This is a genomic window from Georgenia muralis (genome assembly GCF_003814705.1).
Lineage (GTDB): Bacteria > Actinomycetota > Actinomycetes > Actinomycetales > Actinomycetaceae > Georgenia > Georgenia muralis.
Map to the genome: position 1 here is coordinate 3879615 of NZ_RKRA01000001.1, position 11746 is coordinate 3891360.

Here is an 11746-nt window from a genome sequence, read left to right on the forward strand (position 1 = left end):
CATCGCGGACCGTTCGGTGTGACGGGCAGCACGGCCGGGACTCGCCTTTTGTTTTGCTGCGACAGGAAGGCGCCGGTACTCCTAGACTGCGGAGCATGACGAGGACCGCGTGGACGCCGCTCGAGGGCTCGGCCCAGGCGGTGGCGCTGGAGGTGCTCGTCAACGGCCCGCTCTCCCGCACCGCGCTCGCGTCCCGGCTCGGGCTCTCCCAGGCCTCCCTCACCCGGCTCACCAAGCCCCTGCTCGAGTCGGGTCTCCTCGTCGAGGCCGAGCCGTCGGCGAGCGAGGCCCGGCTCGGCCGCCCGACCCAGCCGCTCGACGTCATCCCCGAGGCGAGCCACTTCGCGGGCGTCAAGCTCACCGAGGAGACCGCCTACGGCGTCGTCACCACGCTGCGTGCGGGTGTGGTGGCCGAGCGCACGATGCCGCTGCCGGGGCACGACCCGGCGGGCGTCGTCGCGGCCGTGGCGGAGCTGGTGGCCGCGCTCGGCGCCGAGGCGGCCGACCGCGGCGGGCTGCAGGGCGTCGGCGTGAGCCTCGGCGGCAACACCCGGGAGGCGACCGTGGTCACCCGCGCCCCCTTCCTCGGCTGGCGCGACGTGCCGTTGGCCGAGCTCGTCGCGTCGGCGACCGGGCTGCCCACGGTGATCGAGAACGACGTCACCGCCCTGACCGAGGCGGAGCACTGGTTCGGCGCCGGGCGCGAGCACGCGACCTTCGGGCTGCTGACGATCGGGGCCGGGGTGGGGTTCGGCCTCGTGGTCGACCGGCGCCTGGTCACCAGCCCCGAGGCGGGCCTGGGGCTCGTCGGCCACCACCCGCTGGACCCCGGCGGGCCGCGCTGCCTCGTCGGGCACCGCGGGTGCGCGTCGGCGATGCTCACGGTCGGCGGGATCAGCGGCGCGGTCTCCGCGGCGGTGGGCCGTTGGGTCGGCTACGACGAGGCGCTCGACCTGGCCGCTGCCGGTGACGCCGTGGCCCGCGCCGTCGTCGACGACTCGGGGCGTGCGCTCGGCATCATGGTCGCCGCCGCCGCGAACTTCACGACGGCGCCGGCGGTCGTCATCGGCGGCGAGGGCGTCCGGCTCGCCGACGTCGCCGCGGCGGCGTTCGCGCAGGGCCTGGCGAGCGGCCGCGACCCCGACGCGAGCGAGGTCGAGGTGATCGTGCGGCCGGGCGACTTCCACCAGTGGGCCCGTGGGGCCGCCGTCGTCGCGATCCAGGCGTTCGTCTCGGGTCGCCCGGCGGCCGGCCGCCGCGGCTGAGCGGGGAGCCGCGCTGCCGGCCGCGCCGGGTGCGTCAGCCCTTCTTGCGCTCGCCCTCGCGCTGTGCCTCCGCCAGGTCCTCGTCGGACAGGATCCGCTCGTCGGGGTCGGCGGCGTCGCTCACGGCGGTGAACCGGAGCTTCTCCATGTAGGGCGTCGGCTCGCCACGCCGGTAGTCGGCGAACTCCTTGGCGTAGTAGGCACGCGCCTCCTCCACGGACTTCGCGGCGGTGACGACGTCGTGCATGAGGTTCAGCGCGAGGTTGTTCGCCTCCTCGTCGTGGCAGCGGGCCGACACCTCGCCCTGCGTGCGGTCGACCACCACGCTGCCGTCGAAGCGCGCGAGGTCGGAGACCTTCTCCGGGGGCACGCGGTAGTCCAGCACGGACTGGACCGAGTCGTTGTGCGGCGCGGGGAAGAGGTGCTCGTCGAAGTCCTTGGACGCCACCATGCGCTTCCAGGGACCGGGCGCGTGCCAGATGAGGTACGAGTCGGTGGCCTCCTGCGGCTCGCCGTACTTGTCGACGACGAGCTGTGCTGCCTCGCGGGACTCCTCTGGCCAGTCGGAGGTGATCTCCGCGGCGGGACGCTGCGCCATGTCCACTCCTTCGCTCGGGTGAATCCACGCTCCCCCGCCAGGCCCCCGCCCGCAAGCCGGCCGGGGGCGCCGTCGGGACCCGGCCGTCAGCCCGCTACCCGCGACCGTCGATCTGTGCTTGCCGTGCCGGGGTGCCCGGGAACCTGGTCCGCAGCGTGGCGTGGACGGCCTCGGCGTAGGGCTCCGCGGCCGCGATCGCCTCGGTCACGGTCGCCAGGACAGTCGCAGTGCCCTTCCCGGTGACCGGAGCGGCCGCCCGCGCCAGCACGTCGTGCGCCATGAGAAGCTCGATCGCGAGCAGGTCCTCGAGCACGCCCAGGGCCTGGTCGGTGCGGCGCACGGCCAGCGGTGCGCCGGTGGCGTGGTCCTCGACGTCGAGGTCGAGGGGCGGGGTGCCGAGGGTCGCGGGAGCCGCGAGCTGCACGAGCTCGGGCAGCAGGGCTGCCGCGGTGTAGCGCAGCTGGAGGCCGTACACCGGCTGCTGCGGCGGCGGTCCGTCGGCCATCTGGCGGAAGAAGGCTCCCCAGAGCTGCGCCACCCGGCGTTCGCTGAGCTGGCCCACGTGAGCCAGCGCGATGCGCAGGGCGTCGAAGCTGATCGCGAGAACCATGGGGTGGAAGTTCCCGTTGCTCAGGAGGACGCCCTCGGCCGCCGAGGCGAGCGGGTTGTCCGCGGCCGCGTTGAGCTCGGTGGTGACCGCGTGACGAGCCGCCGCCACGTACTCGCGCAGCGCGCCATGAACCTGCGGGACGACCCGGAACGAGAGCGGGTCCTGGACGGACCGGGCCCCTCCCGGTTCGGCCAGCGCGCTCCCGGCGAGCACCTCGCGGAGGTGGTCCGCGGCGTCGACCTGCCCGGGGATCCCGTGGGCCCGGCCCACCGCCGGGTGGAGCACCGAGACGTTGGCCCCGGTCGCCTCCATCGACAGGGCGGCGGCGAGGTCGACCGCCTCGGCGATCCGGGCGGCCCGGGCGACCACGAGCGCGGCGTGACCGACCGACACCGCGTTGGCCGAGATCAGCGCGAGGCCGTCCTTGCCGCCGAGGACGAGCGGAGTGATGCCGGCCCGCCGTAGCGCCTCGCCGCCGGGCAGGATCTCGCCACCGTGCTCGGCGCGACCGACGCCGATGGCGACCTGCGCCACGCCCGCCAGCTGCCCGAGATCCCCGGCGCCTACCGAGGAGATCTCGGGGACCACCGGGTGGACCCGGGCGTTGAGCATCTCGGCGAGCACCTCGGCCACCCGGAGGCCGGCGCCGGACCCGCCGCGCGCGATGCCGTTCAGGCGCACGGCCAGGGCAGCGCGCACGACGTCGGTCGGCAGGGACGCGCCGATCCCGCCGCTGTGCGACATGACGAGGAAGAGCTGCTCGTCGCGGATCTGCTCCTCGGTGAGCCGGGTGTCCCTGCCGTGCCCGACCTGGGTGGTGAGGCCGTACACGGCCTCACGGGCCTCGAGTGCCCGGTCCACGACGGCGCGGCTCGCCGCGATCCTGGCGCGGACTCTCTCGTCGAGCTCGACGCGGGCGCCGTCGACGACGTCGAGCATCTCCTCGAGCGTCAGCGGTGACTCGGTGATCGTCACGGTGGCCATCGCTGATCCTCCGGTGGTCCAGCAGGGCGCGGCGAGAGCCGCACTTGACGGTACCGCTCCGGGCAACGGCCCCGACACCTTCACGACGACGGTCCGCACCGGCTAGGTTCGGGCGCCGTGACCGACGTGGTGGACCTCCGGCCGATCACCGACGACGACGCCACACTGCTCGTCGTCGCAACGGCCGGCAACCTCAGCTGGTCGGGGCAGCACTTCACCGAGGCGGACGTGCGCACCCGACCGGAGTTCCGCCACTACACGCGGCTGGTGGGCAGCAGGGGGGACTTCGGGTTCGTCGCACTCCGGGCCGGCGTCCCGGTCGGCGTCGGTTGGGCCCTGTTCCTGCCCGCCGACGACCCCGGGTACGGATTCGTCGACGGGGCCATCCCTGAGATCAGTCTGTGGGTGCGTGCGGACGCCCGCGGCTCAGGGGTGGGCAGGATGCTGCTCCGGCGACTCCAGCACGAGGCGGTACTCAAGCGGATCCCGAAACTCAGTCTGTCCGTCGAGGAGGGCAACCGTGCTGCACGGCTGTACGCCGCCGAAGGCTTCGTGCCCGTGGTCGGCCGCGAGGACGACGGCGTGATGCTCTGGAGCGGTGAGGCGGCCGTGGGCACACCCAGGAGTCGTTGAGCGACGTGGGGTTCTCGGCGCGGAGCGGTCATCGCAGGCGATCATCAGCCAATTTCCAGACCGACGTCGCGAAGCGCCATCGCGACGACGCCGTCCCAGGTCGCCTCGTCAACCAAACGGTCGAGCTCTGGCCGAGGTGCGCGATGGGTGGCGCGGCCGAGCACGTCGGCAACCAGCTCTGAGGCGGAAGCCGCCCGTGTTGGCAGCGCCCGCACGTCCAGTGCGATGTCCACCTCGTCGGCCCAGGCATAGGCTCCGGCAACGCCACGATCCACGGCCAGGGCTCGCCGCGACGGACGGCGAATCTTCTGCTCGGCCAGGGGGACGAGCTGTCGGACCGTTCGCGGACTGATGTCCTCTCCTCCGAGGACGATGAGCGGTCGCCTGAGGTAGAGGCTGAACAGCGCCTCCGAGGACGTCCCTGGGCTGGCTCCGCCGATGGCGATCGCGGCATCGCACAGACAGGCCTCGACGAGGTTGCGTCGATGCCCCCACCCGGGTGTCAGGACGACCGCCTCCGCTCCGCGCCAGTGGGGTGGAGCCGCGCGCTCCTTGTTGGCGACACCGATCCACCTCGCCGGCCGGCCCGGTGATGCGGCTCCGTTCGCAGCGAAGATGGCCGTGTCCTTGACATGTCGCGGCCTGCTGGGCTTGAGGTCTCCTCCGGTGAGCAGGACGGCCTCCGCCCGGTGCACCGCTGCACCAAGCAGCTCCGCAGCGGCGAGCTCGTCCACCGTGGCATCGTTCGTGCCGAAGATCGCTACCACCGCGAGGTTCGGACTCACGTCGGGTCCTCCTGCCCTCTACGGACGGTCGAAGAGATCGTCGGGCACGGTGGATCGGGCGGGGTCGACGAGCCAGGCGAGGGCTTTGTGGATCCTCGCCGCGACGGTGGCGTCAGAGAACCTGTACCGACGCTCGACCGGGATACCCAGCGTCTCGGCGGCGCCGTCGCTGACCCGGATCGTCAGGGTGACCCCGTCCGCGACGATCTCGCGCACTCCCCCTTCGCACGTCGCTCCCGTTTCGGTGGAAAGTGTGTACGGCTCGGAGGTGGCCGCAGAGCCGTCCGGGCTGAGCAGTCGGGAGACGATGAGATGCGTCCCGGCCCCGGACTCGTCCTCACCCAGTCCGACCACGGCGGAACCGTCCGTCCGGACGGCAGCGACCGCCCGGACCTCGATGTCCTCCATTTTGCCTCCTAGCTCCCGCCGGCGCTGAATCCGCCCGGTTCGTACGAGATCTTGGCGCCCCGTCGTCCGGCAGCGTTCATCTTGCCCTTGCACGAGCTGCAGGACAGGTAGTGCCCGGTCATGACCCAGTGAGCACCGGGGCGGACGTAGTCGTCGTAGGTCGACAGCGCCCGCGCCTCGGTGTGTGTGGCGAGCATGTTGAGGGGGTAGCCGAGCTCGTACTCCTCCTGGGTCATGTCGCCGCTCACCAACGTGGTGGCCACCACCTCTTGTCCACCGACGATGATGCTCAGCTGCATGGTGTGGGGGCCGCGCCTGACGACCTCCTTCTTGGAGTACCGGTCGGTGTCGGACGGTCGCAGGCGCAGCAGCGTCCCGGCACGGAACCGGGTCAGCCGGAACGTGTACAGGGTTGTGCCGGACATCTCAGTGGTCTCGACGAACTCCGCGTCCTTCCACTCCTCGCCGCTCGCCAACCGCACGGACGCGGGGTCCCCGGCCTTGAAGGCCACTGCCTCGTCGGCCGCCGGCGCAGGGACGGCTCCCTCGACCACCGAGTTGTTGGGCGCGATCGTCACGGTGAAGTCGAGATCAGCATCGGTGCGGTCCTCGGCGGCGGGCGCGAAGGCGATCGTCAGGCCGATCCCGGGCTCGAGCAGCGAGGTGTAACGACGCTCGATGGTGCGAGCCTGTTCCTCCTTCGCGGACCGCAGGGAGGCGTAGTCCTCTGCCTCACCCCCGGCCCGAAGGTCACTCGCCGCTTGGGATGCGACCGCTCGGTGATCGGTGACGTCGAGGTCCGCCGGCGGCGGGGCCTGGTCGGCGGCCGCGGCGGGCTTCGGACCGCCGCCCAGGATCGCGAGGACCGCCTTGCCGCCCTTGACCGCCTGGTTGATCAGCCAGTCGATGGCGTCGTTGACGGGTGCGCGGGCCTTGTCGATCGTGTTGCGGATGGTGGTGCTGATGTCGCCCAGGCCGAGCAGGCTGGCGAGGAACCCGATGGCCACCGGTATCGCCTTGGCGAGGGCGTTCTCGACGAACGTCGCCGCCACGCTGATCGAGCCCTTGGCGATCGCCCCGATCGAGTCGATCACCGCGTTGACGAGGTCGATGATCTGCGACCCGCGGTTGATGAAGAACATGACGATGTCGTAGATCGCCTTGCACGCCTTGAAGAACGCGGACGCCGGGTTGAGCAGGCCGACGATCCACGTGATGCCGGCGACGATGACCTTCTCCTGGATGAACTCCCAGATCGCGTCGAGGACCATCGCCTTGAGATCGGCGACCTTCTCCTGGATGAACCGCCACAGGCCCGGAATGCCCTCGGTCGCGATGACCTTGAAGACCTCCGCCGCCTGCTCCAGCGCCGAGACGACCGGTTCGCCCACGATCTTGACCGCCCGCGCACGGAAGTTGGCGTAGGTGAGCCCGAGCACCTGCAGGACGATGCTGACGATGCCCTTGAGGTCGAAGGAGTCCGGCATGGTGATCCCGGCCCCGCCGAGCGCGCCGAAGAGCCAGTCCATCAGGCCCTTCCTGAGGTGGGTGCCGATGTTGGCGATGAAGTTCTCCAGGCCGAGGGCGACGCCGGCGACGAGGTTGCCCAGGAAGCCGATGGGGTCGGAGATGATGTCGGAGACGACGTCGGCCGCCTTGGCCAGGATGCTCAGCAGCATGTCCTTGAAGGCGAGGATCTTCTTGACCAGGCCGATCGTCGCGTCGTAGACCCGCTGCCACAGGGACTTGTTGGCGGCGCGCAGCTCCTCCTCCATGGCGGACATGCGCTCGTACGACGCCTTGTACTGGTTCGTGAGGCTCTCGACGAGCGCGTCCTTGCGGGCGTCGATGCTCTGCGTCATCTCGTCGAACTCGTTGGAGACCGCCGCAAGCGTCTCCATGCCGAAGGCCTGCAGGCTGACGTCGAGGCTGGCGACGAAGACCTGGACCTCGGCGAGCCCCTGGGTGACGCGCCGCTTCGCGGCGGCGAGCTTGGCGTCCACGCAGTCGGCGACCAGGTCGATCGCTTCGTTGACGTGCCACAGGTAGGCGCTCCGGGCGGTGGCGAGGGAGCTCTCGATGAGCTCCTCCCAGTCGTCGCCCCACGTCGTCAGCCACGTACCGACGCCGCCCTTCTCCTCCTCGAAGGTGTCGCGGTAGGCCTTCTCGGCGGCGGTGAGACCCTCGCCGAAGATGCGGGCGGCCTCGGTCTCCATCTCCGTCAGGAGGGTCTCGACGTCGGTCCGGGTGCGGTTCTTGATCCCCTCGATCGTGGTGGTGACCCGCCGACGCTCTGCCTCGTCCCGCGTCATGGTGCCCGTCTGGCGGCCCGCGACGGTTCCGATCACCCCGGTCCGGGCCTCCTGCATGCCGGCCAGGCCGCCCGCCAGGGCGCCCTGGGCCCGCTGCTCGGCACCCCCGCGCACCTCGGCCTCGCCGGCCCGGTACGTGGCCGCCACCTGGGCCTCGTGCTCCTCGGCCTCGGTCCGGGCCGTAAGGGTCTGGCCGAACTCCGGCTCGTTCCCCCGCTCGAGCTGGTCCTGGGTGACCCCGCTCTCCGCCATCGCGGAGTCGGTCGCCTGCCGGTCCTCGGAGTAGTCGAGCCTCTCCGGGGGCAGCGGCGCGGGCACGACGGGGGCGGCGGCGACGGGCGCCGGGGGCGGTCCGACCTGCTCGACCTGCAGGTCGACCTCCGGCTGGGGCGTCTCGACGTCGGCCGGAGGTACCTCGGCCGCGGCGGGCGCCGCCAGCGGGCCGGCCGCCGCGTCCCGCTGCGCGCCGAGCTGCCCCTGGAGGCTGGAGCTCGCGGCCTGCGCGCCGCCGGAGATGACCCTGTTGGCCTGGTCCTCGCTGGTCGGCGTCGGTGACGTCGCCGCCACGATCGCCGCACTCAACGCAGCCCGGAAGGACTCCCGCTGGAAGGTGTCCGTCTCCGTCCCCGCCTCGTCGAGGTTCTGCACGGTCGCGACGGCGGCGCCGCGCAGCTGCTCGGTCGGGTGGCGGACCGCCGCCGCCTGAGCATTGACCTGGATCGTCCCGGCCGGGGTGTGCCCGGACGCCCGGCCCGCCCGCTGGCGGATCTGCTGGACCGCCGGCGCGATCGCCTCCCGCGGCGACGGCGGTTCCGTCACCTCTGGCGCCGCCTCCGCCGCGGCTGCCTCCACCGCGGCCCCCTCCGCCGTGACCGCACCGGCTTCGGGGACGACCGGCGCGGCTCCGGCCATGGCCTGCGCTGCTCCGGCTCCGGCCGCCACGGCCTCGGTCGCCGCTGCCGCCGGCTCCGCCGCCCCCGGCCCGCCGGCAAGCTCCGCCACCGTCCCTGCTCCGCCTGCCGGAGCGCCGGCTCCCGGTGCCGAGACACCGGTCATCGCCGTCGTGGGACGGGTCCCGGTGGTCACCGTCGGACCGCTCGCGGCCGTCGCGGACACCCGGGCCGCGCTCGTCGCCGCGACCGCGGGCGCACCCCGCACCGCCACAGCCGGCGCCGCGGCTCTCGCGACGACCGGAGCGGCACCCCGCGCCCCGGCCGGAGCAGCCGCCCTCGCAGCCGCGGGAGCAGCGGCCCGCGCGGCCGCAGGAGCGGCAGCCCTCGCGGCCGCGGCCGCCGACACGCTGCCCGCCGCCCGGGCCACCGGCCCGCCCTGGCCCAGCCCGAACGCCGCGCCGACCCCCCGGTTGCCCAGGCGCTGCTGCAGGTCGGCGGGCGTCACCGCGCCGGCCCGGCGGGTCGGTGCGCCGGATCGGCGCGGCTCCGCACCGGTCCGGCGGGCGGGTGCCTGGCGGGTCTGGGCCATGGTCCGACGGCGCTACGAGCCCGCGGCGTTCCGGGCGGCAGGGCTCTTGCCCAGCCGGGAGACGGCGTCCTCGAGCGCCGCGACCTTCTCGGCCAGCTCGGCGGTGGCCCGGTCGGCCGCGCACATGGCCTCGACCGGCTTGACCCACCGCCGCCCCGCGTGGTCCGGCTCGCCGACGATGCCGCGGTTCTCGTCCAGCGTCACGGCGCCCAGGAGGATCCACTCCGCCTCGCAGCAGCAGCTCGGGCACGTGGTGAGCACCTCGCACCACCCGCGCCGCTCGGTCTCGTAGGACTGGTCGCCGTGGTCGTCGCACCGGCCGTTGTCGTCCGGCCGGTCCGCGGGCGTGCGGCGGCACACCGACAGGGCGTCGAGCTCCTCCGGGGTGAACGCCCGGACGAGCGTGTGTTCGCGGACCCGCCCGCACTCGTGCGCGTCGTCGTCGCGGCACCGTCCGCACCCGTTCCCGTCGTCGCTCCGGTGTGACGTCTCGTCCGACGTCGTCCGGCGCACGGCGATGAGCACCGTCGGCGGCGGTGGCTCGCAGGCACAGGGGTCGGGCGTCAGGTCGAGCTCGACGGGTGCGCACAGCTCGATCGGGTACCCCTCGCAGTCGATCGCCAGGCCCCGGTCCACGCAGAGCACCCAGGCGGGCTCACCCTTGACGGTGCGCCGCACCCGAAGCCCGAACCCGCAGACGACGCCGCACCCGAGGTACGCCCGCAGCACACTCTGCAGCAGCGAGACGGGGTAGCGAGCGGCGGTGTCGAGGTCGTCGGCGCTGACGAGCATGCCGTCGTGGAACGACACGCTCTCGATCCCGCTCGGCCGCGCCTTCCGGGGGAGCTGGACGCTGCACTCCTTGGTCTTCATCTTCTCGCTCCTTGGTCTCGCGCCGCCGTGCGGTCAGGTCCACGTCTGGTGGTGCCGGGTGCCACGTGGCCGGTCATGTCGCGCTCCCGGTGTCCGCCTCGTCCGGGCTGTAGCCGCCCTTCCGGCGGGTCCGCCGTTCCACCTGGAAGGCGGTGACGAGGTCGTCGCCGGGCCGGGACTGGCACCGGACGCCGCACTTCAGGCCCGGTGGGCGGGCGTCGAGCATCCGGCCGCAGCGGTCGCGCAGGAGCTGGCCGCGGACGGTGATCTCGATCCGGGCGCCGGCGAAGAGGTTCGAGCGCCGGCCCGTCACCTCGGCGCCGAGCCACTCGTCGTCCAGCACGAGCCGGGCTCCCCAGGCGCCGTCGCCGTGGTCACCGTGCTCGGCATCTCCGTCCTTGTCGGCCCGGCCGAGCGGCGTCACCTCGGCCAGCGGGACGCGGTAGCTCAGCCAGCTGGCGTCGTCCTGCTGGTAGAAGGCGGTGACGAAGACGCTCGCCTCGTGGAGGGTGCGCGGGTCGAGCGGTCTGGTGAACCAGACCTCGAGCCCGCCCGACGTCAGCCGCTCCTCGAACGCCCGCCAGGGCACCGGCGTCGACCAGCCGCCGTCGAGCCAGTCCTGCCAGGAGACCGACCGCACCCGCGGCAGGTCGGCGTCGCAGCAGCTGGTCAGCTCGTACAGCAGCGGGTTGCGGTAGACAAACGGGCGGACGCTGACCGTGTCGGGCTCGGTTCTGGGGCAGAAGCCGTACCGCGGGTCGCAGGGGTCGGGTCGCGGCCCGGGGTGCGCGTCGTGGTCCCACCGGTCGGGCTTCTCAGGGCGCTGCTCGGCTTCGTCGGGGTGCTTCTCAGGATGCTTGGGGTCATCCCGGTCCTTCTCCGGGTACTTCTCCCCCGGTGTCTCGGCGGGCTTGTCCGGGTAGCTCTGGTCGCTCTTCGGCGGCTCCTTCTGCTCCTGCTTCTGCGGGTACTTCTCGTTCTCCTTGGCCGGGTCCTTACCCTCGGGGTACGGGTCCTTCCCGTCGTCCTTGCCGTCATCCTTGCCGTCGTCCTGGGGGTACTGGTCCGGGTCCTTCCCGTCCGTCCCGGGATGCTGGTCGCGGTCGTCCTTGGCTGCGAGGTCGCAGACGCGGACGCACGCCAGCGGGACGCAGACCTCCGGGTCGGGGTCGTACTCCCACTCGTCGTCGCCGGTCGGGCGCATCGGCCCCGGCTCCCGGAGGAGCCACTCGACGTCGGGACTCTCGGGATCGCCGGGCAGGCCGCCGGTGCGGACCCCGAGGTACTCGTCGTGGCTGAGGCACCGGTCGTGCGGGTGGTCCGGGCAGTCCCGGTCGACGCCCCGACACCCGGGGTGCAGGGAGAAGACGACGCCGTCGTGCGCCCAGTGCGGGTCGTCGCCCCGGCAGTCCTCGTCCTGCGGGGCGCGGCGGGCGTAGTGCGCGCACAGCGTGTACCAGCCGGGCCCCCGCGGCGGCGGGCCGACGAGGTCGGCGATGCCGAGCCGCCCGCCCTCCCACAGGAGCATCCGGCCGTGCCGGTCCAGCGCCAGACCGCCGCTGAGCTCGAGGCAGCCGCGGCGCAGGTCCAGGGCGCCGTCGTCGTCCACCGACAGGGCGAAGCCCAGGACCACGCCGTAGCCGTGGACGGCGCGGCTGAGCATTTGCTGGCGCATGAGCTCGTCGGCGAGGCCTGCGTTGAGCTGCTCCGCGGTGAGCATCTGCCGGGGGGTGAAGCTCGGCCGGCGGGACCAGGCGCCCCGCTCGGGACCGCTCCTGTTCTTCATGGGTCGCTCC

The 11746-nt window shown here is 73.0% G+C and carries 9 protein-coding genes; 2 read left to right on the forward strand and 7 right to left on the reverse strand.

The features are described 5' to 3' along the window. Positions 1-95 precede the first annotated feature (95 nt). Positions 96-1265, forward strand: coding sequence for an ROK family transcriptional regulator (locus EDD32_RS17555; RefSeq protein ID WP_123919589.1), 1170 nt, complete (start codon positions 96-98; stop codon positions 1263-1265). Between the two features lie 34 nt (positions 1266-1299). On the opposite strand, the gene EDD32_RS17560 is transcribed toward EDD32_RS17555, so the two are convergent. Beyond that, on the reverse strand, positions 1300-1863 hold the full coding sequence (locus tag EDD32_RS17560) for a hypothetical protein (RefSeq protein WP_123919591.1): 564 nt from the start codon (positions 1861-1863) through the stop codon (positions 1300-1302). 94 nt (positions 1864-1957) lie between these two features. Further along, a complete protein-coding gene (locus tag EDD32_RS17565) occupies positions 1958-3457 on the reverse strand; it encodes an HAL/PAL/TAL family ammonia-lyase (RefSeq protein ID WP_123919593.1) in 1500 nt (499 codons plus the stop codon). A gap of 117 nt (positions 3458-3574) precedes the next feature. Here EDD32_RS17565 and EDD32_RS17570 point away from each other — a divergent pair, with 117 nt between their 5' ends. Continuing rightward, positions 3575-4090: a GNAT family N-acetyltransferase gene (locus EDD32_RS17570; RefSeq protein ID WP_246006208.1), complete on the forward strand. Its 516-nt coding sequence runs from the start codon at positions 3575-3577 to the stop codon at positions 4088-4090. Between the two features lie 44 nt (positions 4091-4134). Here EDD32_RS17570 and EDD32_RS17575 read toward each other — a convergent pair whose 3' ends face one another. The 5 genes from EDD32_RS17575 to EDD32_RS17595 all read right to left on the reverse strand — a co-directional run bounded on the left by EDD32_RS17575 (position 4135) and on the right by EDD32_RS17595 (position 11736). After that, positions 4135-4875 (reverse strand): SLOG cluster 4 domain-containing protein, encoded by a 741-nt coding sequence (locus tag EDD32_RS17575; protein WP_123919595.1) that lies wholly within the window; start codon positions 4873-4875, stop codon positions 4135-4137. An 18-nt stretch (positions 4876-4893) separates the two neighbouring features. Next, a complete protein-coding gene (locus tag EDD32_RS17580) occupies positions 4894-5283 on the reverse strand; it encodes a hypothetical protein (protein ID WP_123919597.1) in 390 nt (129 codons plus the stop codon). A gap of 8 nt (positions 5284-5291) precedes the next feature. Next, complete coding sequence (locus EDD32_RS17585; RefSeq protein WP_123919599.1) at positions 5292-9077, reverse strand: hypothetical protein; 3786 nt, start codon at positions 9075-9077, stop codon at positions 5292-5294. A gap of 12 nt (positions 9078-9089) precedes the next feature. Further along, entirely contained in the window at positions 9090-9950 is an 861-nt protein-coding gene (locus EDD32_RS17590; protein WP_123919601.1) for a hypothetical protein, read from the reverse strand. Between the two features lie 73 nt (positions 9951-10023). Then, on the reverse strand, positions 10024-11736 hold the full coding sequence (locus tag EDD32_RS17595; protein ID WP_123919603.1) for a hypothetical protein: 1713 nt from the start codon (positions 11734-11736) through the stop codon (positions 10024-10026). Between the last annotated feature and the right edge of the window lie 10 nt (positions 11737-11746).

Coding starts and splice junctions, on each gene's coding strand:
- EDD32_RS17555 (WP_123919589.1), top strand. CDS start 96: ATGACGAGGACCGCGTGGACGCCGCTCGAGGGCTCGGCCCAGGCGGTG.
- EDD32_RS17560 (WP_123919591.1), bottom strand. CDS start 1,863: ATGGCGCAGCGTCCCGCCGCGGAGATCACCTCCGACTGGCCAGAGGAG.
- EDD32_RS17565 (WP_123919593.1), bottom strand. CDS start 3,457: ATGGCCACCGTGACGATCACCGAGTCACCGCTGACGCTCGAGGAGATG.
- EDD32_RS17580 (WP_123919597.1), bottom strand. CDS start 5,283: ATGGAGGACATCGAGGTCCGGGCGGTCGCTGCCGTCCGGACGGACGGT.
- EDD32_RS17585 (WP_123919599.1), bottom strand. CDS start 9,077: ATGGCCCAGACCCGCCAGGCACCCGCCCGCCGGACCGGTGCGGAGCCG.
- EDD32_RS17590 (WP_123919601.1), bottom strand. CDS start 9,950: ATGAAGACCAAGGAGTGCAGCGTCCAGCTCCCCCGGAAGGCGCGGCCG.
- EDD32_RS17595 (WP_123919603.1), bottom strand. CDS start 11,736: ATGAAGAACAGGAGCGGTCCCGAGCGGGGCGCCTGGTCCCGCCGGCCG.